General features: G+C 71.1%; 21 protein-coding genes and 3 pseudogenes. 9 read left to right on the top strand and 15 right to left on the bottom strand.

Annotation, left to right across the window (positions count from 1 at the left end; all coding sequences use genetic code 11):
• Window positions 1-217: IS3 family transposase (locus B5M43_RS13795; protein WP_230668180.1), on the top strand; the 217-nt coding region annotated here is incomplete at its 5' end.
• Window positions 218-249: 32 nt separating this feature from the next.
• On the opposite strand, the pseudogene B5M43_RS13790 reads toward B5M43_RS13795, so the two are convergent.
• Window positions 250-672: pseudogene (locus B5M43_RS13790) on the bottom strand (AAA family ATPase); the annotation flags it as partial.
• A 261-nt stretch (window positions 673-933) separates the two neighbouring features.
• Between B5M43_RS13790 and B5M43_RS13785 the strand changes: the two are divergent.
• From B5M43_RS13785 to B5M43_RS13775, 3 genes are all read left to right on the top strand, one after another.
• Window positions 934-2,220 carry an adenylosuccinate synthase gene (locus tag B5M43_RS13785; RefSeq protein ID WP_055987721.1) on the top strand — a complete coding sequence of 429 codons (1,287 nt, stop codon included), beginning with the start codon at window positions 934-936 and terminating at the stop codon, window positions 2,218-2,220.
• A 109-nt stretch (window positions 2,221-2,329) separates the two neighbouring features.
• Window positions 2,330-3,664, top strand: a complete 1,335-nt coding sequence (locus B5M43_RS13780) for a beta-propeller fold lactonase family protein (RefSeq protein WP_134746928.1) — start codon at window positions 2,330-2,332, stop codon at window positions 3,662-3,664.
• A 143-nt stretch (window positions 3,665-3,807) separates the two neighbouring features.
• Window positions 3,808-4,128 carry a chorismate mutase gene (locus tag B5M43_RS13775; RefSeq protein ID WP_134746926.1) on the top strand — a complete coding sequence of 107 codons (321 nt, stop codon included), beginning with the start codon at window positions 3,808-3,810 and terminating at the stop codon, window positions 4,126-4,128.
• 43 nt (window positions 4,129-4,171) lie between these two features.
• Here B5M43_RS13775 and B5M43_RS13770 read toward each other — a convergent pair whose 3' ends face one another.
• Genes B5M43_RS13770 through B5M43_RS13760 form a run of 3 tightly spaced genes read right to left on the bottom strand, consistent with a single transcriptional unit; the run spans window position 4,172 to window position 6,143 of the window.
• A complete protein-coding gene (locus B5M43_RS13770) occupies window positions 4,172-4,861 on the bottom strand; it encodes a hypothetical protein (protein ID WP_134746924.1) in 690 nt (229 codons plus the stop codon).
• Complete coding sequence (locus B5M43_RS13765; RefSeq protein ID WP_134746922.1) at window positions 4,858-5,766, bottom strand: ABC transporter ATP-binding protein; 909 nt, start codon at window positions 5,764-5,766, stop codon at window positions 4,858-4,860. Before B5M43_RS13765 ends, B5M43_RS13770 begins: the two co-directional genes overlap by 4 nt.
• On the bottom strand, window positions 5,763-6,143 hold the full coding sequence (locus B5M43_RS13760) for a GntR family transcriptional regulator (protein ID WP_134746920.1): 381 nt from the start codon (window positions 6,141-6,143) through the stop codon (window positions 5,763-5,765). Before B5M43_RS13760 ends, B5M43_RS13765 begins: the two co-directional genes overlap by 4 nt.
• Before the next feature lie 161 nt (window positions 6,144-6,304).
• On the opposite strand from B5M43_RS13760, the gene B5M43_RS13755 reads away from it, so the two are divergent.
• Complete coding sequence (locus B5M43_RS13755) at window positions 6,305-7,732, top strand: adenylosuccinate lyase family protein (RefSeq protein ID WP_167626825.1); 1,428 nt, start codon at window positions 6,305-6,307, stop codon at window positions 7,730-7,732.
• A gap of 17 nt (window positions 7,733-7,749) precedes the next feature.
• On the opposite strand, the gene B5M43_RS13750 is transcribed toward B5M43_RS13755, so the two are convergent.
• The 9 genes and pseudogenes from B5M43_RS13750 to purL form a co-directional block, all read right to left on the bottom strand.
• On the bottom strand, window positions 7,750-8,325 hold the full coding sequence (locus B5M43_RS13750) for a dihydrofolate reductase family protein (protein WP_134746915.1): 576 nt from the start codon (window positions 8,323-8,325) through the stop codon (window positions 7,750-7,752).
• Window positions 8,326-8,388: 63 nt separating this feature from the next.
• Window positions 8,389-8,931 (bottom strand): DUF899 family protein, encoded by a 543-nt coding sequence (locus B5M43_RS13745; protein WP_268993410.1) that lies wholly within the window; start codon window positions 8,929-8,931, stop codon window positions 8,389-8,391.
• Between the two features lie 112 nt (window positions 8,932-9,043).
• Window positions 9,044-9,145, bottom strand: a pseudogene (locus B5M43_RS15395) (DUF899 domain-containing protein); the annotation flags it as partial.
• A complete protein-coding gene (locus tag B5M43_RS13740; RefSeq protein WP_134746913.1) occupies window positions 9,142-9,372 on the bottom strand; it encodes a YciI family protein in 231 nt (76 codons plus the stop codon). The gene B5M43_RS13740 and the pseudogene B5M43_RS15395, both read right to left, overlap by 4 nt.
• 309 nt (window positions 9,373-9,681) lie before the next feature.
• On the bottom strand, window positions 9,682-10,752 hold the full coding sequence (locus B5M43_RS13735) for a hypothetical protein (protein WP_055987740.1): 1,071 nt from the start codon (window positions 10,750-10,752) through the stop codon (window positions 9,682-9,684).
• Window positions 10,727-11,299, bottom strand: a complete 573-nt coding sequence (locus B5M43_RS13730) for an RNA polymerase sigma factor (RefSeq protein ID WP_308068604.1) — start codon at window positions 11,297-11,299, stop codon at window positions 10,727-10,729. Before B5M43_RS13730 ends, B5M43_RS13735 begins: the two co-directional genes overlap by 26 nt.
• 112 nt (window positions 11,300-11,411) lie before the next feature.
• Window positions 11,412-11,807 (bottom strand): annotated as a pseudogene (locus B5M43_RS15390) (Rid family hydrolase); the annotation flags it as partial.
• Between the two features lie 160 nt (window positions 11,808-11,967).
• On the bottom strand, window positions 11,968-12,126 hold the full coding sequence (locus B5M43_RS13720) for a hypothetical protein (RefSeq protein ID WP_167626824.1): 159 nt from the start codon (window positions 12,124-12,126) through the stop codon (window positions 11,968-11,970).
• 5 nt (window positions 12,127-12,131) lie between these two features.
• Window positions 12,132-14,450, bottom strand: a complete 2,319-nt coding sequence (gene purL / locus B5M43_RS13715; RefSeq protein WP_055987741.1) for a phosphoribosylformylglycinamidine synthase subunit PurL — start codon at window positions 14,448-14,450, stop codon at window positions 12,132-12,134.
• Between the two features lie 94 nt (window positions 14,451-14,544).
• Here purL and B5M43_RS13710 point away from each other — a divergent pair, with 94 nt between their 5' ends.
• The 4 genes from B5M43_RS13710 (at window position 14,545) to B5M43_RS13695 (ending at window position 18,690) form a co-directional block, all read left to right on the top strand.
• The gene (locus tag B5M43_RS13710; RefSeq protein ID WP_230668179.1) at window positions 14,545-16,176 is read left to right on the top strand and encodes a hypothetical protein; all 1,632 of its coding nucleotides are present in this window, start codon (window positions 14,545-14,547) and stop codon (window positions 16,174-16,176) included.
• A 125-nt stretch (window positions 16,177-16,301) separates the two neighbouring features.
• Complete coding sequence (locus B5M43_RS13705) at window positions 16,302-17,108, top strand: amino acid ABC transporter substrate-binding protein (protein WP_055987745.1); 807 nt, start codon at window positions 16,302-16,304, stop codon at window positions 17,106-17,108.
• Between the two features lie 135 nt (window positions 17,109-17,243).
• Entirely contained in the window at window positions 17,244-17,903 is a 660-nt protein-coding gene (locus tag B5M43_RS13700) for an amino acid ABC transporter permease (protein ID WP_134747253.1), read from the top strand.
• Window positions 17,890-18,690, top strand: coding sequence for an amino acid ABC transporter ATP-binding protein (locus tag B5M43_RS13695; RefSeq protein WP_134747251.1), 801 nt, complete (start codon window positions 17,890-17,892; stop codon window positions 18,688-18,690). Before B5M43_RS13700 ends, B5M43_RS13695 begins: the two co-directional genes overlap by 14 nt.
• Window positions 18,691-18,708: 18 nt before the next feature.
• Here the strand turns inward: B5M43_RS13695 and B5M43_RS13690 are convergent, their stop codons facing one another.
• Together B5M43_RS13690 and B5M43_RS13685 are read right to left on the bottom strand one after the other, a co-directional pair.
• Window positions 18,709-19,902, bottom strand: a complete 1,194-nt coding sequence (locus tag B5M43_RS13690) for a hypothetical protein (RefSeq protein ID WP_230668177.1) — start codon at window positions 19,900-19,902, stop codon at window positions 18,709-18,711.
• Window positions 19,899-20,897: HNH endonuclease signature motif containing protein (locus B5M43_RS13685; RefSeq protein ID WP_230668175.1), on the bottom strand; the 999-nt coding region annotated here is incomplete at its 5' end. The genes B5M43_RS13685 and B5M43_RS13690, both read right to left, overlap by 4 nt.

Genomic DNA, 20,897 nt, shown 5'->3' with positions numbered 1-20,897 from the left:
TGCGGGCGACAACGCCGCGATGGAGTCGTTCTTCAGCCTGCTGCAGAAGAACGTCCTCGACCGCCGCGCCTGGGCCAACCGAGAACAGCTGCGCGTCGCGATCGTGACCTGGATCGAGCGGACCTACCACCGACGCCGCCGGCAAGCCCGTCTGGGCCGTTTGACGCCGATCGAGTTCGAGACCATCATGAACCAGAACCTGGCCCTCGCGGCCTAACCGAAACTGTCACCACTTCGTTCAGCAGACCCGAACGGCTTGGGCAGCCGGTGCACCTCGCCGCCGATCGTGGTCTGGTGCTCCTGCATCGCCTCGAGCATCGCGCTCTGGGTCTTGGCGCTGGAGCGGTTGATCTCGTCGAGCAGCACGAAGTTCGCGTGCACGGGGCCGAGCACCGTGCGGAACGAGCCCGTGCTCGCGTCGTACACCTGGTTGCCGGTGATGTCGCTCGGCAGCAGGTCGGGCGTGCACTGGATGCGCTTGAACTGCGCATCGACCGTGTCGGCGAGCGTGCTGGCCGCGGTCGTCTTGGCCAGGCCCGGCACGCTCTCGAGCAGGATGTGCCCGCCCGCGATCAGGCCGATCAGCAGACTTGTGCGCAGGCGCTCCTGGCCGACCATCTTGGAGGAGTACGACTCGGAGATGACCCGCAGCACCTCGGTCGCGCGGCGCATCTCGTCGGCGCTCGGTCCGGCAGCCTGCTGCGTCGAGACCTGCTGATCCATGCTTCCCCCTTCGCGGAGGGGGCATCGGTCGCCCGCGACCGTCCCCCGGCGGTCAGCCTAGTCCGCACCGCCTCGCCCGCAGGGCCCGGTCCGCGGGTGGTTCTGCCCTCGCCGGTAGACTGGCCGAGGCCCAGAACGCAGCCCGACAACCGGGAGAGAGGTCGTGGGCAAACCGAGCCGTCGGCTCGTGCACAAGACAAGGGGAAACCCATGCCGGGAATCGTGATCGTCGGCGTCCAGTGGGGCGACGAGGGCAAGGGCAAGGCCACCGACCTCCTCGGGGACCGCACCGACTGGGTCGTCAAGTTCAACGGCGGCAACAACGCCGGCCACACCGTCGTGATCGGCGACGAGAAGTACGCGCTCCACCTGCTGCCGTCGGGCATCCTGTCGCCCGGCGTGACGCCCGTGATCGGCAACGGAGTGGTCATCGACCTCGAGGTGCTGTTCGCCGAGCTCGACGCGCTGTCGGCCCGCGGCATCGACGTGTCGAAGCTCAAGGTGAGCGCCAACGCGCACATCATCACGCACTACCACCGCACGCTCGACAAGGTCACGGAGCGCTTCCTCGGCAAGCGCCAGATCGGCACCACGGGCCGCGGCATCGGCCCGGCCTACGCCGACAAGATCAACCGCGTCGGCATCCGCGTGCAGGACCTGTTCGACGAGTCGATCCTGCGCCAGAAGATCGAGGGCGCGCTCGACCAGAAGAACCACCTGCTGGTGAAGGTGTTCAACCGCCGTGCGATCACGTGCGACGAGATCCTCGAGGACCTGCTGTCGTACGCCGACCGCATCAAGCCGATGGTCGCCGACACCGGCCTGCTGCTGAACGAGGCGCTCGACGCCGGCGACGTGGTGGTGTTCGAGGGCGGCCAGGCCACGATGCTGGACGTCGACCACGGCACGTACCCGTTCGTCACGTCGTCGTCCGCGACCGCGGGCGGCGCCTCGACCGGCTCGGGCGTGGGCCCCGGCCGCCTCGACCGGATCGTCGGCATCGTGAAGGCCTACACGACGCGCGTCGGCTCGGGCCCGTTCCCGACCGAGCTGTTCGACGAGCAGGGCGACTGGCTGCGCAAGCGCGGCTTCGAGTTCGGCACCACGACCGGCCGGCCGCGCCGCGTCGGCTGGTACGACGCCCCCATCACGCGCTACGCCACGCGCGTGAACGGCATCACCGACCTCGTGCTGACCAAGCTGGACATCCTGACCGGGCTCGATGAGATCCCCGTGTGCGTGGCCTACGACGTCGACGGCACCCGCTTCGACGAGCTGCCCGTGAACCAGACCGACTTCCACCACGCCAAGCCGATCCTGGAGATGTTCCCCGGATGGCAGGAGGACATCTCGACGGCGCGCACGTTCGAGGACCTGCCCCAGAACGCGCAGGACTACGTGCTCGCGCTCGAGAAGATGAGCGGCACCCGCATCTCGGTGATCGGCGTGGGCCCCGCCCGCGACGCCGTGATCGTGCGTCACGACCTCCTGGACTGACGCGAGAGCAACGACGGAGGGCCCGGCCGATCGGCCGGGCCCTCCGTCGCTCCGGGGCGGCGCCGGCCCCGGCTGATGGGGGGCGCGCGACTCTGCGAGGATCGAGCGCATGAGGTTCTGGATCGGGGCGCGCGGCGCCGACATGAAGTCCGAGGCGCGCGGCATCATGGCCGGCACGGCCGGCGAGCCCGACTCGCCGCTCGCGAGCGGACCGCTGGGTCTCGTCGGCGACGCGGTCGAGGCGATCTCGCCGACGTGGCTCGCCGCGCATCCGTCGCTCGACGTCGTGTATGCGGCGCTCGAGGGGGAGGGGCGCGTCGCCGCGTTCCGCCGCACGGGAGAGGCGACCCTCGCCCCGCTCGGCTCGCCGGTCGAGGCGGGGGAGACGGTGTGCCACGTCAGCGTCGCGCCCGACGGGTCGCACCTGATCGCGGCGGCGTGGGGGGACGGCACCGTGACGCACGTCGCGCTCGACGGGGCCGGGCGCCTCGGCGCGCGCACCGAGGCGGAGCCGTCCGCCGACCCGTACGACGGCGGGGCGCCCCGCCAGGCTCCCGACGCCGCGGCGCTGGTCGCGGAGCAGGGCGGCGTCGCCGACCTCCGTGCGCTGGTCGACCGCGGCGCCGACGCGTCGCAGCTGGCCGCGATGCTCGCGGGATCCACCCCGACCCCGGCGATCGGCGCGGACGCCGGGCTCGACGAGATCCTCGCCCTGCTGGGGCAGTCGAAGAACCCGTTCGACGACCCCGCCGTGCGCGACATCCTGCGCGGTGCGGCGCAGGAACCGGCGTCGCCGCTGGCGGGGGCCGTGGACCTCGGCGGCGCGGCCGGCGCCCCGGACGAGCCCCGCACGCCGCGCGCGCACTGCTCCGTGTTCCTGCCGCGCGGGCTCGTCGCGACCACCGACCTCGGTTACGACCTCGTGCGGTTCTGGCGCACGTCGCCGCGCGGTCTGAAGCTCGACCATGAGGTCGCGCTGCCGCTCGGCACGGGGCCGCGGCACATGGTGCTGCATCCGAGCGGGCACCTGTACGTCGTGACCGAGTACACGTGCGAGGTCTTCGTGCTCTCGCCCGGGCCGGACGGGAGATGGGCGCTGCGCTCGGGACTCGCGGCCTCGCCGGGGTCGCTCCCCGGCGACACCGCCGCGGAGCTCGCCCGCTCGCGCGACGGCGGGTTCCTGTACGCCGGCCTGCGCGGCAGCGACACGATCGCCGTGCTGCGCGTGCGCGGCGAGGGCGATCGCCTCGAGCAGGTCGCGCTCGCCGAGTCGGGCGTGCGCAAGCCGCGCCACCACGTGGTCGTGCGCGACACCGTCCTCGTGGCCGGCCAGGGGTCGGACGAGGTGGTCTCGCTGGCGGTCGACGAGCGCACCGGCGTGCCCGGCCGCGTCCGGCACCGCCTCGCGGTCCCGACGCCGCAGCACATCCTGCCGGTCCGGTAGCCCGCTCTCCCGACACGACGCAGGACCTGCGCCGGATACCGGGCGTGTTCCGGGGCCGTGGCGGCCGGACACGCCGATCACGGCCCTGAGATCCTGCATTGTGTCCGGCAGGAGCGACCCCGCGGCCCCGGTAATCTCGACGCATGACCGACGCCGACGCGACCGAGACGCCCGAGCAGACCCTGCAGCGCCTGCGGGCCAGCATCGACAACATCGACGCCGCGCTCGTCTATCTGCTCGCCGAGCGGTTCCGCGCCACGCAGCAGGTCGGGCAGCTCAAGGCCCGGCACGCGATGCCGGCGTCGGATCCGGGCCGCGAGGAGCAGCAGGTCGCCCGCCTCCGGGCGCTGGCCGAGGCCGCGCACCTCGACCCCGAGTTCGCCGAGAAGTGGTTCAACTTCGTGGTGGCCGAGGTCATCCGGCACCACGTCGCGGCCGGCGCCGAGGAGAACGCGCGCCCCTGACGCGACGGCGTCCGCCTCCCTCGGGAGGCGGACGCCACCGTGGTCAGACCGTCGCGCGCCGCAGCGTGAGGTACGAGCCGCCGCCCAGAAGCAGGATCACGGGGATGGCCCAGAGCGCCACGCCGAGCGATCCGGCGGTCGCGAACCACTGGAAGACGGTGTCCCACGCACTCAGGCGCCCCACGACGTAGAGGCCGCCGATCGCGACCAGCCCCAGCGAGAACAGCACGATCGTGAGAACCGTCGCCCCCCACCGCTTGAAGATCGTCGCCCCCCAGAATCCGATCACGAAGAAGAACATGGTGGTGATGAACATCACGATCCACGCGGCCCACCACCCCGGCGCCCACACCGCAGGCAGGTAGCTGAGGTAGGCGTTCACCCCGTAGCCGCCGGTGGCCCGCTCGACGAGACCGAGCAGCACGAAGAGGGTGGCGAGCATCCCGCCGGTGAGGGCGGCGGCCACCACGGTGCCGAGGTAGAACTCGCGGCGGGTGAGGCTCATGGCCTGCGAGAACGGGAATGTCAGGGTCAGCGACGAGATCCCGACGTAGAGGAAATACCACAGCGGCGCCTGTGCGCCCCCGCTGTACGTCGGGCCGTCCCCTGGGACCAGCGCGACGATCATGACGTTCAGCAGCACGGTGCCCGCGAGGATGATGAGCGGGACCCACAGGAACGTCTGCTTGTTCACGAACTGAAGGCGGACGACGTTGAGGATGCGACTGTTCACCGGTGGACCTCCTGGGTCTGCGAGACGGGCTGCCCGGCCGCGTGCTGCGTCCGGCGCACGATCAGCTGCTGCAGCGAGACGGGAGCGAGGTCGAGGCCCGCGGCTTCGACCTCGGCGCGCTCGGCGGCGCCCAGCGCGCCGAGCACGGTGACGGAGGCGACGCGGCCGAGCGACTCGCGGTGGATGACCTCGCGACCGCGCACGAAGTCGTCCACGGCGGCCGACGGTCCCACGACCGTCGCGGCGGCGTCGCGGGTCTCGTCGGTGGACTGGTCCATGATGATCCGCCCCCGGTCGATCACGAGCACCCGCTCGATGAGGTTCGCGACCTCGTCGATCAGGTGGCTGGAGAGCATCACCGTGCGCGGGTGCTCCGCGTAGTCGGCCAGCAGGCGATCGTAGAAGATCTGCCGCGCGACCGCGTCGAGGCCGAGGTACGGCTCGTCGAAGAACGTGATCTCGGCGCGCGACGCGATGCCGATGATGACGCCCACGGCCGACAGCTGCCCGCGGGACAGCTTCTTGATCGGGGTCCGGAGCGGCAGCTGGAAGTCGTCGACCAGGCGTTCGGCGAGCTCCTGATCCCAGTTCGGGAAGAACAGGCGCGCGGCGGCGAGGGCATGACGCGGGTGCGCATCATCCGGATACTTCTGGCTCTCGCGCACGAAGCACATCCGGCTCAGCACGCGGGCGTTCTCGTACGGCTCCTCGTCGAACACCCGGACCGACCCGGATGTCGGGAAGTTCTGGGCCGTGATGATCGACATCGCCGTCGTCTTGCCGGCGCCGTTGCGGCCGAGGAAGCCGTAGATGGTGTCCTTCCGGACGTCGAAGGTCACGTCATCCAGGGCCTTCTTGTCCTTGTAGCGCTTGGTGAGGTTCCTCACCTCGATGACGGCGGTCATGATTCCCTTCCCATGGTCGACTGCGTGGAGCGCTCCCGGATGAGCGCGGCGAGGTCTTCGGCGTCGAGGCCGATCCTGCGGGCCTCGGCCAGGAGCGGGGCCACGAAGCGGTCGGCGAACGCGGACCGCCTCTCGCCCAGCAGCAGGTCGCGGGCGCCCTCGGCGACGAACATGCCGATGCCCCGCCGCTTGTGCAGCACGCCCTTGTCGGCGAGCATGGCGACCCCCTTCGCGGCCGTGGCCGGATTGATCCGGTAGAAGGCCGCGAGCTCGTTGGTGGACGGCGCCTGCGCCTGCTCGGTGAGGCTGCCATCCACGATGGAGTCCTCGATGTGCTCGGCGATCTGCACGAACAGCGGCTTGCCCTCTTCGATCAACGCGACGCTCCGGTTCTGTGGTTAATTACTCGACTAATGAACCACAGAACCGTTTGGGCGTCAACCCTCCGATGCGCCCGATCCGGGGTCGAGGGGCTCTAACCTGCTCACATGACCCTTCACCGCTCCACAGTCGTGACGCCGCGCCGGATGTGAGCGCCATGAGCGACACAGCCCCCATCCCCCTGTCGCTGAGGGCCGCCACGCCGATCGACCTGACGATCGCCGAGGCGGCGGGGGATGCCGGGCGCTTCACCGACTACAGCGTGCCGGACGCGGGCATTCGCGCCCTGTACACGACCGACAGCATCTGGCAGTCGTGGCTGGACGTGGAGGTGGCGCTCGCGCGCGCCGAGGCCGAGGCGGGGATCGTGCCCGAGGAGGCCGCGCGGCGCATCGCGAAGGTGGGCCGGCTGTCGGCGCTCGATCGCGATCGGGTGATCGAGGGCATGCGCGCCCAGGGGCATCCGCTGGTGCCGCTGATCGAGGAGCTCGCCCACGCCGCGGGCGAGGGCGCCGGCGGCTGGGTGCACTGGGGCGCGACGAGCCAGAACATCATGCAGTCGGGGCACGCGATCCTGATCGGCCGCGCGCACCAGATCGTGAGCCGGCTCGTGCTCGACTGCCTCGCCGCGCTGGGCGATCTGGCCGAGCGGTCGGCGACCATGATCATGCCCGGGCGCACGCACGGTCAGCACGCCGTGCCGATCACGTTCGGCCTCAAGGTCGCGACGTGGATCGACGACCTGCTGCGCGGGCACGACCGCATCGAGCACGGGGTGAAGCCGTGCCTGCGCGTGATGATGGCCGGCGCGGTCGGCAGCTTCGCCTCGCTGGGAGAGGTCGGCCCGAAGGTGCAGCGCCGCGTCGCCGACCTGCTCGGGCTCGAGCCGATGCCGGTGCCGTCCCGGGCGCTGCTGTCGCCCCAGTCGGGCTACATCTCCGACCTCGCGATCGTCGCGGCGTCGTGCGGGCGCATCGCGATCGAGGTCGAGACCATGATGCAGACCGAGTTCGGCGAGGTCTCCGAGCCCGTGCCCGAGGGGTCGGTCGGCAGCTCGACCATGCCGCACAAGCGCAACCCGAAGCTGTCCGCGGACGTCCTGGACCTGGCGGCGCAGGTGCGCGCGAAGGCGCCCGAGGCGGTGGCCGCGATCATCCACCCGCACGAGGCGGACGGAGGGGCGACCGCCAAGCTCGACGCCGCGATGCAGGACAGCCTGATCGCGATGGGCGACCTGCTGATGCGCCTGAAGGTCATCCTCGAGGGGCTCGAGCTCTTCCCGAAGCGGATGCGCCGCAACCTCGAGCTGAGCGGGAACCTGATCGGATCGGAGGCCGTGATGCTCGCGCTCGGCGAGGAGATCGGCCGCGACGAGGCGCACCGGATCGTCTACGAGGCCGCCATGCGCTGCGCGACCGAGGGCGAGGACTTCGAGAGCCTCCTGGTCTCCGACCCGCGGGTGACCCGCGCGCTGCCGCCCGTGCGCATCCGGCAGCTCCTGGACCCCGCGGGCCACGTCGGCCTCGCGCCGCAGATCGCGCGCGAGGCCGCCCGCCGCGCTCGCGACGCCGTCGCCGGGAGCTGAACGGCGAGGCCCCCGCGTCAGTGCAGGGTTGGGCGGTACGTGAGCTCGACCGTGCGGGCGTCGAGGGTGTGCTGGGCGACGAGCTCGAGGTCGAAGTCGTCGGCGCCCGCGAAGACCGGGGCGTCGCCGTTGCGGCCCGTGAGGACGGGGAAGATCGTGACCTGCACGAAGTCGACCAGCCCCGCGTTCAGCAGCTCGCGGTTGAGCGACAGGCTGCCGTGGGAGCGCAGCGGCACGTCCGACTTCTCCTTGAGGCGGCGGACGACGTCGACCCCGTCTCCCGTCTCGACCGTGACGTCCGGCCAGTCGATCGGCGGGGTGAGCGTGCTCGAGATCACCGTGGCGGGCAGCTCGATCATCCGCAGACCCCACGCGTCCATCTCGGCCACCATGTCGGGGTCGGACCGGAAGCCGATGAACTGCCGGAGCGTCTCGGCGCCGAACACCATCCGCTGCGGCTGCTCGTAGAGGGCGAGCCGCCGCGCGAGCAGCTCGGGGCCCTGCTTGCCCCAGTAGCCGCCCCAGTCGCCGCCGCTGACGGACCCGAACCCGTCGAGGCTCGAGAACACGTCGAACGTGTAGGTGGTGGTCATGATGCCTCCGTTTCGCCCCCTCGTCAGGCTCCCGCTCCCGGGCGCGCGGATCAACGGGGTCGGTCAATGGTGGTGCGCGTGACGGCCCAGCGTGTCGGCCGGGACCGCGCCCGGCCGCGTCCACTGCGGCGCGGGGCGCGTGGTGCTGCGGTCGACGGGGCTGGCGCCCGTGTGGTCGGTCCGCCAGTACCAGCACGCCTCGCGGCCCTGGGGCCATCCGTCCGGCACGTCCTGCCACGCCTCGCGCCGGCCGTACGGCGTCATGTCCAGCAGCGCGAACATCGCGTCCATGGGCTCGGTGCCGCGTCCGGTGGTGTCATAGGTGAGGAACACGCGGTCGCCGTCGCGCAGGAAGACCGTGATGTGGCCCATCTCGCCGCCGAGCGGCTCGTCGAGGCCCCGCACCGAGTACCACGGCTGCTCGTAGCCCATGAAGTCGATGAAGGGCGCGACCTCGTCCCACGGCCCCTCGCACAGGATCGCGAACGAGACGCCGCGCGCCTCGAGGTAGACCGCGTCGCGCATCTGCCACGCCGACACCGTGCAGCCCTCGCACTGCCCCTGCAGCGGGGCGCCGTCGTGCCACATGTGGCGGTAGACGAGCAGCTCGTCGCGGCCCTGGAAACAGCCGGATGAAGGGCACGGGCCCGTCGGGCCCGGTCACTTCGACCGTGCCGTCGATCTCGACCATCGGCAGGCGCCGCCGCGCCGCCGCGATCGCGTCGCCCTCGCGCGTGTGCGCCTTCTCGCGCGTCAGCAGCTCCGCCCGCGCGGCCTGCCATGTCGCCAGGTCGACGACGGGCGGCTTCCCGGCGCTCACGACGCGTCCTCCTGCTCCCAGGGAAGCGGCACGACCGGCAGGATGTACATCCGCCCGGCCACGGCGGTGGGGTGCGCGGCCATCAGGGCGGCGGCCTCGTCGATCGACTCGGCGGTGATCAGGTCGTAGCCCGCGAACCACTCCTTGAACTCGGGGAACGGCCCGTCCGTGATGAGCACCTCGCCGTCGCGCTTCACGACGGACTTCGCGCGCTCGGGGCCCGCCACGGGCGCGCCCGGGGCCGAGGTGGGAGCCCGCGTCGTCGGCCCAGGCCGAGAGCATCCGCTGGTGCCGAACGCCGGATCCGCTCAGTCGGGGCTCGCAGGGTGGCAGATCCGCGCACGGCTGTCCAGGCTTGCGGCGCTGCTGGATCTGGTAGGAAGCGTGTGGTCGGCGCATCGAGAATCCCGGCGACGCCGGGTGATCCTATGAGGATCACTAACCAGGACTATTGTCGGGATTCGCATTTCGCGATCCACTGTGAAGGATGGAGCCGAAAGAGAGGGCAACACTATCTCCATCGAGGATGCAAGTGCTCATTGGGTTGGATCGGGGGCGGAGTCGACGATGCTGAACGAGATCGTCTGCATGGGTGCGGCGGCGTCACTCCCGGGCCCGCTCGTGAGCTGGTCGATCCCGATCGCCTCGAATGTACCCTCCGCGACGTCGAACCGCAGCACCCTCTCAGTGCCGTCGCGGCCCACATGGCTGAGGGTCGCGACATCGCCATCCACGGACGTCAAGGTGACCTCGGGAACCAGGCCCAACATCCGGAACATTGCCGCTCTCAGATCCGGCGGAGCAAGGCCCACCATGAGGAGGTCGTCGAACGACCCGAGGAGCCAGTCGTCGAAATACTGCTCGTCTCTCCCGCCCTCAGCCTCGTAGCGGTCGTGGTACCACTGCAGCAATTCGTGCGGATCGCGCGGCATGTCTTCATATGTGGCTTCCCACATGCTCACGGGCAGGTCGAGCAGCGCGGTTCGTCCGAGGAACTGTGACTTGCCGCCAGGGAGCGCGATCACTTGATTCGGTTCGGATTCTCCGATCCAGTGATCCTTTTCTGCGGCTGCCCGATCGCCGGCCTGCCCATATGAGGCGACGACAGATTCGGCGGGCCCTGTGTCGTATACCCAGTCGTCCGATCGATCCGCCGGTACGAACAGGACGCTTCCTTTCCGAAGGTGAATCGCGCCGTCGGCGGGTTCGGTCACCGGAACGAACGGATGGGTGTTCGGGTCGTCGTCGTCGGCCAAGGCGCTGCTCCAGCGCTCGACCCTCTCCCAGCTGCGGTCGACGCGCAGGTACTGGCCGGGCGCGAGCTGAGTGTCCTGCGCGCTGATTGTGGCGTCTGCGACCTGGTCGAGCACTTCGGCCGCGGTCGCCGCTTGGTCGGTCCAGAGCGGCACCAGAAGTGTCCCTGCCACGACCGCGCTGATCGCGGCAAGCCCCCCGGCGGCAACCTTGAAGCCCACCCATCTCTGAGTGGATTTGCGCTGCTCGCGTCCGATTTCTCGGAGCAACGCCTGACGCGCAGTGCCCAGCTGCGTTTCGTCGACGCGTGCCTCATCGGCGCGGATCTCACGCACGCGGTCCATTAGCGACATTGCGCTCCTCCTTTGCGATCGTGCTGGGGCGAGGTGTCGATGGGGGGGCTGCGGGCGCGAGCTTGCGGCGAACGCGGTTTAGCCGCGATCGGACTGTACCCACCGGGACTCCCATGGCGACGGCTACTTCTTCGTAGGTCAGGTCGCCCCATGCGTAAAGCAGCAACGTGTCTCGGTCTCTCGACGGTAGCGAGGCGATCCTTGGTTCCAGGCGGTGGACCGCAGCGGAGGCGTCAAGCCGCCCGTCCGCGTCTGCCGTGTCGGACCGAGGTAGGTTCCCGCTGGCGCCTGCAGCTCGCTCGAATGCCCGCCACTGGGCGGTTTCCGTGGCCCGATGTTTCCTGATCACGCGTGTTGCGATGCCCAACAACCACGGCCGTGCTGAGTCCCAGCGACTATCGAACGCCGCCCGGCGCCGAAACCCCACGAGGAACGTGTCGCTGAGCACGTCTTCCGCGGCGTCGTGCCCCACGCGCCGCCGGGCGTACGCGCCGATCGCAGCGGCATGGCGCTCGAAGATCTCGGAGAAGACCGCAGGGCTCCTCACGGAGCGGGCGATGATCTCGGCGTCTGTGCTCACACTTGGTATTGCCCAGTTCTGCGGATTCGGTTCATGGAGAGTTAGTCTCGCGTGTTCGCTAGTGCAAGGCCAGGGATCCTTATGCGCGATGAATTGCTGCCTCAGCGAGCACAGGCCGGCGGATTACTCGAGGGGAGACTGGCTGCTCGCCTGGGGTTGTTGGATCTAGCCTCGCTGTCTCCCGATGAGTGGTAGCCGTAACGTACTGTCCTCTCCGATGCGCCGCAATATCGAGTTTCGCGTCTTCCGTACCCGGGCAGTTCGCGAGCGGCGGCTCGGGGGAGGCCAGGCGCGGGCCGATCGCGCCGTACGCGGCGGCGAGGTCGACGCCGTCCACGAACAGCACGGTCCATTGGATGACGTCGGCGAGCGTCGCACCCGCCGCGGCGAGGGCGACCTCGGCGTTGTCGAGAGCGCGCGAGGCCTGGGCCGCCGCGTCGCCCTCTCCCACGATGCGGCCGTCGGCGTCGACGGCGTTCTGTCCGCCGACTTAGACCGTGGTCGCGCCGGGCGGCACGATCGCGACGTGGCTGAAGGCCGGGCTCGACACGAGCCCGGCGGGGCGCAGGCGCTGGATTCCGTCCATGCCGCCGACCCTGCCACGCGCCTCGGACATCCGCGACGGCGCCCCGACGTCAGCCGAACAGCAGCGCCAGCAGCGTCGCGCCGCCGCCCGTGACGAGCAGCGTGACGATCACGACCCAGGCCACCGCGCGCACGCGGCGGTTGCGGTGCTCCGACCAGTGGTCGGATGCCTCGCCGTCGGCCTCGAGCTCGGAGTGGTTGATCTGCATGCGGGTCAGGCGACCGGCTCGACGACCGTCGGGCCGAACGCCGCCGGCAGGGTGCCGGTCGACAGCGCGCGCAGCTCGGCCACGGGGATCGTGAACAGGTCCTGCACCTCGAGCGTCGGCTCGCTGTCGGTCACGCCGATGCGCATCACGGGGTAGCCGCGGCCCTCGCACAGCCCGCGGAACTTCACGTCCTCCTCGCGAGGCACGGTGACGATCACGCGGCCGGTCGACTCCGAGAACAGGGCCGTGGCGGCGTCCACGCCGTCGCGCTCCATGATCTCGGTGAGCCACACGCGGGCGCCGACGCCGAAGCGCAGCACGCCGTCGACGAGCGACTGGGCGAGGCCGCCCTCGGACAGGTCGTGCGCGCTCGAGACGAGCATCTCGTCCTTCGCGGCCTGGATGATCCCGGCGAGGGTGCGCTCGCCGGCCAGGTCGACCTTCGGCGGGCGACCGCCCAGGTGACCGTGGATCGTGCCGGCCCACGCCGAGCCGTCGAGCTCGGTCGCGGTGGTGCCGAGCAGGTAGATGTTCTCGCCGGCGTCCTGCCATCCGCTCGGGATGCGGCGCGCGACGTCGTCGATGATGCCGAGCACGCCGACGACCGGGGTCGGGTGGATCGGCACGTCGCCGGTCTGGTTGTAGAACGACACGTTGCCGCCTGTGACCGGCACGCCGAGCTCCAGGCAGGCGTCCGACAGGCCGTCGACGGCCTGCGAGAACTGCCACATGACCTCGGGGTTCTCGGGGCTGCCGAAGTTGAGGCAGTCGGTCACGGCGGTGGGCTGCGCGCCCGTGACGGCGACGTTGCGGTACGCCTCGGCGAGCGCGAGCTGCGCGCCCGCGTACGGGTCGAGCTGGCAGTAGCGGCCGTTGGCGTCGGTGGCGATCGAGACGCCCAGGCCCGACTCCTCGTCGACGCGGATCATGCCGGCGTCGTCGGGGAACGCGAGGGCCGTGTTGCCGAGCACGTAGTAGTCGTACTGGTTGGTGATCCACGACGCGTCGGCCAGGTTCGGGCTGGCCACGAGCTTCTTCAGCTGCTCGGCCAGCTCGGCGCCGTCGGTCGGGCGCGGCAGCGCGGCGGCCGTGTCGGCCTGCAGCGCGTCGAGCCACGCGGGGTAGGCGACGGGGCGCTCGTAGACCGGGCCGTCGACCGCGACGGTCGAGGGGTCGACGTCGACGATGGTCTCGCCGTTCCACGTGATGACGAGGCGGCCGTCGCCCGTCACCTCGCCGAGCACGCTGGTCTCGACATCCCACTTCTCCACGACCGCGAGGAACGCGTCGAGCTTCTCGGGCGCGACGATCGCCATCATGCGCTCCTGCGACTCGCTCATGAGGATCTCCTCGGCGGTCAGCGAGGGGTCGCGCAGCAGCACGTTGGTGAGCTCGACGTTCATGCCCGAGCCGCCGTTGGCCGCGAGCTCGCTCGTGGCGCACGAGATGCCGGCGGCGCCCAGGTCCTGGATCGCCTCGACCAGGTCGTTCTTGTACAGCTCGAGGCAGCACTCGATGAGCACCTTCTCGGCGAACGGGTCGCCCACCTGCACCGCGGGGCGCTTGGTGGGGCCGCCGTCGGCGAACGTGTCGGAGGCCAGGATGGACGCGCCGCCGATGCCGTCGCCGCCCGTGCGGGCGCCGAACAGCACGACCTTGTTGCCCGCGCCGGTCGCGTTGGCGAGGCGGATGTCCTCGTGACGCATGACGCCGACCGCGAGCGCGTTGACGAGCGGGTTGGCCTGGTAGACCGAGTCGAACACGGTCTCGCCGCCGATGTTCGGCAGGCCGAGGCAGTTGCCGTACGACGAGATGCCGCTCACGACGCCGTGCACGACGCGCGCCGTGTCGGGGTGGTCGATCGCGCCGAAGCGCAGCTGGTCCATGACCGCGACCGGGCGGGCGCCCATCGAGATGATGTCGCGCACGATGCCGCCGACGCCGGTCGCGGCGCCCTGGAACGGCTCGATGTAGGACGGGTGGTTGTGCGACTCGACCTTGAAGGTGACGGCCCAGCCCTCGCCGACGTCGACCACGCCCGCGTTCTGGCCCATGCCGACCATCAGGCGCTTCTTCATCTCGTCGCTGACCTTCTGGCCGAAGCGGCGCAGGTAGATCTTGCTCGACTTGTAGGAGCAGTGCTCCGACCACATCACGGAGTACATCGCCAGCTCACCCGAGGTGGGGCGGCGGCCGAGGATCTCGCGGATCTTCGCGTACTCGTCGGGCTTGAGCCCCAGAGCGTCGTACGGCTGCTCTCGCTCAGGCGTGGCGGCGGCGTTCGCGACGGTGTCGACGACGTGGGCAGTGGGGGCGTTGGTCACGCGGCGAGCTCCAGGATCGAGACGTCGCTCGGGCGGGCGGACGTCGAGGGGCCGGACGCGGTCCAGTCTATCCGCGCGCGGATACCCTCGAGGCATGAGCCGCCGCGACCTCGACCTCATCCGCACCGTCGATGAGGCCCTGCGCGGCGACGCGTTCGACCTGCTGGCCTACGCGAGCAGCGTGCTCGAGATGCTGCGCCGCCCGCTCGACGCCGACGGCAACGGGATCGAGGGCCTGCCGACGCTCGCCGAGACGGTGGACCGCACGCTGGACGACGCCGTGCGCCAGAGCGATGCGCTGCTGCTCGCGATGGCCGTGCTGCTGGATGCCGGCGGCCCGGCGGACGCCGAGCTCGCGGCCCGGATCCGTGCCGAGGCGGGCGGGCGGTGGCGCACGCTCCCTGGCTGGCTCGCGGCGCCCGCAGCTCCGGAGATCACCGGCGTCGCATCCATCGACCACGCGCTCGGGGCCGACGGGACGATCCTGGTCGGCACGACGCTGCCGGACGGCGCCCCGCTCACCGGCACGGTCTTCATCGACCGCGACGGAGGCAGCACGGTCGACGACGCGTTCGTCGCGGCCGAGACCCTCGCCGACGCGCTCGCCGCGGGCACGAAGGGCGTCGACCCGGCCGAGTATCCGGTGACGGAGGTGTCGCCCGCCGACGCGCGCGAGCGCATCCGCGCGGCGGTCGCGGCCGACCTCGCGCTGGAGGCGCAGCTCGTCACGGAGTCGTGGCCCGCGTGCCGCCCGCTGCTGGCGTGGATCCTGCACGCCCTGCCCGAGGGCGGATCCGGCTACCCGCGCGCCGCGGAGGACGCCGCCCTGGACGACGACCTTGTCGCGGCCGTCGAGGCGCGCGTGCCCGGATCGGCGGACGCCGCGCGCCTGCTGATCGCGCTGAACCGCGCCCACAGCGGCGGCGGCGATCCGCTGCGCTGGAGCGACACGTTCGCCGAGGACCTGCTGCTCGAGCTGCTCCCCGACGCGGTCGCCGACGACGGCGCGGACCCGGAGGCGCTGCTCGGGGCCCTGCCCGCGCTCGTCGAGGAGGCCCACGCCCGGTCCGCCGTGGACGAGCGGCTCACGGCCCTGACGCTCGAGGCGATCGGCGACCTGGCCGGCGACTTCCTCGACCTGGTGGCGATGGACGCAGACGAGGAGCTGCCGCACGACGACCCCGGCGCCCGGGAGCTGTCGCTGCTCGCGCTGCGCGTGGGCGGCCGCCGTCAGCTGGATGCGCTCGACGCCGTCCCCATGACGCGCGTCGTCGCCGACCTGAGGCACCTCGACGACCGGGCGCGCGCCGGGCTGGAGTCCGTCCGCGGCCTGATCGAACGGGCCGGGGGAGAGGTGTTCGACGACCCCGAGATCGTGGCCGCCGCCCTGCGGATCGCCGACCTGCTGGCCGAGACCGAGCCGCGGCTGTTCGCCAAGGGCAAGCCGGAGCTCGCGGCCGCCGCGATCGCCTGGATCGCCGGCGCCGTGAACGACGCCTTCGCGCCGGCGGGCGCGGCCGCGCCCGCCGCGCTCATGACGGCCCTCGGCCTGCGCGGGTCGAGCCCCGTCGCGCGCGCCGGGAGCTACCTCGCGGCCCTCGGCGTCGACGACCCGGCCGCGTGGGCCGAGTTCCCGTATCTCCAGGATCCGTCCCTGCTCGCCGCCCGCACCCGCCGCGAGATCATCCGCCGCCGCGACGCCGCCAAGTCGGCCTCGGGCGCATAGGGCGCCGGACACGGGAAGAAACACAGCGTCGCAGAGGTTAGGTCACACGGCCCCTGCCGTGCTGAGCTTGGCTATCGGCTCACGAGCCCGCTCGAACATCCCTCACCCGAAGGATCATCCTCCACATGCGCATCACCCGCACCGCCACCGTCCTCGCCGCCTCGGCCGCCCTGTTCGCCCTCGCGGGCTGCGCGGGTCAGCCTGCCGCGACCGGCTCGGACGCCCCCGCCGACGGCCCCGCGGCGCTCTCCGACGGCACGCTCGTCGTCGCGACCGAGGGCACCTACCCGCCCTTCAGCTACCACGAGGGCGGCTCGGGCGAGCTCACGGGCTACGACGTCGAGGTCGCGCGCGCGGTCGCCGAGAAGCTCGGCGTCGAGGTGCAGTTCGAGGAGACCCAGTGGGACGCGATCTTCGCGGGCCTCGACGCGGGCCGCTTCGAGACCATCGCGAACCAGGTCACGATCAACGACGAGCGCAAGGAGAAGTACGTCTTCTCGACGCCGTACACCGTGTCGCCCGGCGTGATCGTCGTGCCCGAGGACAACACCGACATCGCGTCGTTCGAGGACCTCGAGGGCAAGACGACGGCCCAGTCGCTCTCGAGCAACTGGGGCGCGCTGGCCGAGGAGTCCGGCGCGACCGTCGAGGCGGTCGAGGGCTGGGCGCAGGCGATCGCGCTGCTCGAGCAGGGCCGCATCGACGCGACCATCAACGACGAGCTGACCTTCCTCGACTACGTCAAACAGAACCCCGACGCGCCGATCAAGATCGCGGCCGAGACCCCCGAGGCCGGCGAGATGGCGTTCGTGTTCACGAAGGACAACGCCGACCTCGCCGAGGCGATCGACGGCGCCCTGGCCGAGCTGGCCGAGGAGGGCGTCCTCGCCGAGCTGGGCGAGCAGTTCTTCGGCGCCGACGTCAGCAAGTAAGACTCCCGGGGCGCTCGCGCCCCGCCCGTGTCCCACTTGGTGCCCGAATCCCGATCGGATGGCGGCGTCAAGTGGGACACGTGCGTTCGGTTTCGGGCGCGAACTGGGACATGCTCGTAGACGGAAGGGGGCGCCATGGACTGGCAACTGATCCTCGAGTCGTTCTGGCCGCTGCTGCTGGGCGGGCTGAAGGGGACGATCCCGCTCACGCTCGCGTCGTTCGCGCTCGGTCTGCTGATCGCGCTCGGCATCGCGCTGCTGCGCCTCTCGCCCAACCGTGTGCTGTCGTGGATCGGCCGGGCCTACGTGTCGATCATCCGGGGCACGCCGCTGCTGGTGCAGCTGTTCGTGATCTTCTACGGCCTGCCGTCGATCGGCGTCACGCTGGACCCCTGGCCCAGCGCGATCATCGCCTTCTCGATCAACGTGGGCGGGTACGCGGCCGAGATCATCCGCGCGGCCATCCTGTCGGTGCCGAAGGGCCAGTGGGAGGCCGGCTACACGATCGGCATGTCGAACGCGACGACGCTGCGGCGGATCATCCTGCCGCAGGCTGCCCGCGTCAGCGTGCCGCCGCTGTCGAACACCTTCATCTCGCTCGTCAAGGACACGTCGCTGGCGTCCATGATCCTGGTCACGGAGATGTTCCGCGAGGCGCAGCGCATCGCGACGTTCACGAGCGAGTTCATGACGATCTACATCGAGGCCGCGCTCATCTACTGGATGTTCTGCACCGTGCTGTCGGCCGCGCAGGACCGGATCGAGAGGAGGCTCGACCGCTATGTCGCCCACTGAGTCCGGATCGACGGGCCACGTGCTCGGCGAGACCCTGCTGACCGTCCGCGGCCTGCGCAAGAGCTTCGGCGACCACGAGGTGCTGAAGGGCATCGACCTCGAGGTGCGGCGTGGCCAGGTCGTCGCCCTCATCGGCGCGAGCGGCTCGGGCAAGACCACGGTGCTGCGCTCGCTGAACGGCCTCGAGACGCCGGATGCCGGCACGCTCGCGTTCGCGGGCGGACCCGAGGTCGACTTCGCCGGCGGGCTCTCCAAGGCGCAGCGGTTCGCCATCCGGGACCGGTCGGCGATGGTGTTCCAGCATCACAACCTGTTCCCGCACCGCACGGTGCTCGAGAACGTGATCGAGGGCCCGGTCACCGTGCAGCGCGAGCCGCGCGACCGGGCGATCGCCCGTGCCGACGAGCTGCTCGACCGCGTGGGCCTGCTCGCCAAGCGCGACGCCTACCCGCACGAGCTGTCGGGCGGCCAGCAGCAGCGCGTCGGCATCGTCCGCGCGCTGGCTCTGCGGCCGGACCTGCTGCTGTTCGACGAGCCCACCAGCGCGCTCGATCCCGAGCTCGTGGGCGAGGTGCTCGTCGTGATGAAGGAGCTCGCCGACGAGGGCTGGACCATGGTCGTCGTGACGCACGAGCTGCAGTTCGCGCGCGAGGTGGCCGACGAGGTGCTCTTCCTGGACGGGGGAGTGGTCGCCGAGCGCGGCGCGCCCGAGCAGATCTTCCGGGCGCCGCGCAACGAGCGCACCCGGCGGTTCCTCGACCGCATCCTGCGGCCGTTCGACTCCTAGGCGCGCCCGGGCCGCGGGTCAGCGGGCGACCAGGAACCCCAGGATCATGTGGCCGAAGTTCTGCATCAGGAAGAACACCAGGGCCACGACGATCACGACGAGGGTGGCCCACGAAAAGCCCCGCTTCAGGCGGCGTCCCTCCGCGGCGACGCCCTTGGGCGGGCGGACGAACGCCGGGTTCCCGAACGGCAGAGGCGACGCGGCGGGTGCCACGGGCTGAGCCGCGGCGAACTGCGCCGGCGTCGTGCCGGGAGCCGGGGCGAGGGCCGGGGCGCCCAGCCGCTCGTCGCGCCACCGGCCCCACTGGGCGAGCTTGTCCATCAGCGCCGAGACGACCGAGAACAGCCAGGCCCAGGTGCCGGGATCCGTGGTGCTCACGGGTCGGCGCGTGTAGAGGAACATCCAGTCGTCGACGATCTCGACGTCGAGCTGCGCGGCGTTGTCGAGGAAGCGCGCCATGATGTCGGGCGTGAAGAGGTAGAGCGCGTCGCGCTCGTACCCCTCGGGGCAGTACAGCGCGAAGTGCCGGTCGAAGTCGCCCTCCAGGCTCAGGCGCTGCTCCTTGTCGAACGTCGCCGGGAGGTTGGACAGGCCCAGCGCGTTGTTGCTGAGGGCGTCGAGCACGATGTGCGGCAGCGGCGCGTCGAGGTGGATCGCGACGTACCCCCACGTGTGGGTGCTCTTGTTCTTGCCGGATCCGGTCGTGTAGCGGTAGTTGCCGAACTCGACGAACCGCGGCTGCTCTCCGCGCAGCAGGTTGAGCGCCATGCGGCTGTGCCCCTGATGGAACAGCAGGCCGGGCAGCTTCGGATCGGCGAGGACCGGGATGAAGCTCATCGCGTTCGCGCGCGCGAAGCGCGCGAGGCGGTATCGCGTCTCCTTGCCCTTGTGCCCGTTGACCAGCGCGAGCACGATCAGCGCGGCCACGGTGAGCATGAACAGCATCGGCAGGATCAGGGCGGGCCACGCGAAAGCGCCGCCCTCCACGACCGAGCTCGCGATCGCGCCCGCCAGGCCCGTGAGCCCGGCGCCGCCGACGAAGACCAGGGCGAAGACGATCAGGATGACGGTCGCGACGTCCGTGAGCCGGGCCGACCCGAACCGGGCCTTGAGCTCGCGGTCGAAGCGGGCCACCTCCCCCTTGTCGACGGGCTCCGTGAGGGCCCGCGCGTCGAACGACATCGCGCGCGGGGTGGCGTCGGGCGTGGTCACGAGGCCACCGTATCGCGCACGCGCGCGCGGTCGGCGGGGCCGCCGACGGGCAGGGATGCCCGCCTCGCCCGGGCGCGCGGTGGGTCCCACATCCACCGCAGCGGTGATCTGGAATGGAGGGGAACCGGTTCCCCGCCGGGTGGGTGCAGGACGAACGGTCCACCCCGCTCTCGGGTGATCCGGTGTCCGTGGTGGTGCAGGTTCATGTGGTGGAACCTGCAGAGCAGGATTCCCCGGTCGATGTCGGTGCACCCCTCGTGGGCGGCCCATTCGTCGATGTGGTGGGCTTCGCAGTAGGAGGCGGGCATGCCGCAGCCGTGCCACATGCATCCGCCGTCGCGGACGGCGAGGGCGATGCGCTGTTTCGGGGTGAACAGCCGCTGTTCCCGGCCGACGTCGAGCGGGTTCCCGGATGCATCGACGGTCACGGGGGTGTACCCGGTGTTGCAGATGGCCTGCTCGATCGCGGGGGCGGGCAGGGAGTGCCCGCCGTCCTCGGTGTGACCGCCGGAGACGCGACCGTCCTCGACCACCGTCACGAGCCGCACCCCGGGCTGGCGCGTCCCGAACACGGTCTCGGCGTCGGCGACCGCGCCGGCGCGGATGACGTCGAGGAAGAGGTCGTACTGGAGCTGTTCGTTCGAGCGCGGGTCGCCCGCCAGTGCCTGCGCCTTCGCGGCCTCCTCGGAGTCCACGAACCGCGGCCCGCCGCGGCGGGGCCGCATCGCCGCGTCCCTCACCGCAGCGACCAACGCGGCGCCGTCGTCGTCGAAGTCGATGTGCGCGTGCAGACCGCCGTCGGCGTCCCGCCACATCCGCAGGCTCCGCTTCTCATGCCGCGCCAGGTACCGGGCCTCCGCCCCCTCTACGTCGAGCTGATCCCGCACCGCCCGCGCCGCCGAGCCCAGGTCCTCCACGGTGTACTCGCCCGCCACGCCGGCGAGCTGCTCGCACGCGACCCGCCACGCCTCCTCCGCACCCTCCGGTGGCCGCCC

It is taken from the genome of Microbacterium sp. MEC084, assembly GCF_004514465.2.
GTDB lineage: Bacteria > Actinomycetota > Actinomycetes > Actinomycetales > Microbacteriaceae > Microbacterium.
Note: the sequence above shows the minus strand (reverse complement) of the source record. Positions and strands in the feature narration are given on the sequence as shown.

Coding starts and splice junctions, on each gene's coding strand:
- B5M43_RS13735 (WP_055987740.1), bottom strand. CDS start 10,752: ATGTCGCTAATGGACCGCGTGCGTGAGATCCGCGCCGATGAGGCACGC.
- B5M43_RS13755 (WP_167626825.1), top strand. CDS start 6,305: ATGAGCGACACAGCCCCCATCCCCCTGTCGCTGAGGGCCGCCACGCCG.
- B5M43_RS13750 (WP_134746915.1), bottom strand. CDS start 8,325: ATGACCACCACCTACACGTTCGACGTGTTCTCGAGCCTCGACGGGTTC.
- B5M43_RS13780 (WP_134746928.1), top strand. CDS start 2,330: ATGAGGTTCTGGATCGGGGCGCGCGGCGCCGACATGAAGTCCGAGGCG.
- B5M43_RS13720 (WP_167626824.1), bottom strand. CDS start 12,126: ATGCAGATCAACCACTCCGAGCTCGAGGCCGACGGCGAGGCATCCGAC.
- B5M43_RS13705 (WP_055987745.1), top strand. CDS start 16,302: ATGCGCATCACCCGCACCGCCACCGTCCTCGCCGCCTCGGCCGCCCTG.
- B5M43_RS13710 (WP_230668179.1), top strand. CDS start 14,545: ATGAGCCGCCGCGACCTCGACCTCATCCGCACCGTCGATGAGGCCCTG.
- B5M43_RS13785 (WP_055987721.1), top strand. CDS start 934: ATGCCGGGAATCGTGATCGTCGGCGTCCAGTGGGGCGACGAGGGCAAG.
- B5M43_RS13775 (WP_134746926.1), top strand. CDS start 3,808: ATGACCGACGCCGACGCGACCGAGACGCCCGAGCAGACCCTGCAGCGC.
- B5M43_RS13695 (WP_134747251.1), top strand. CDS start 17,890: ATGTCGCCCACTGAGTCCGGATCGACGGGCCACGTGCTCGGCGAGACC.
- B5M43_RS13765 (WP_134746922.1), bottom strand. CDS start 5,766: ATGACCGCCGTCATCGAGGTGAGGAACCTCACCAAGCGCTACAAGGAC.
- B5M43_RS13700 (WP_134747253.1), top strand. CDS start 17,244: ATGGACTGGCAACTGATCCTCGAGTCGTTCTGGCCGCTGCTGCTGGGC.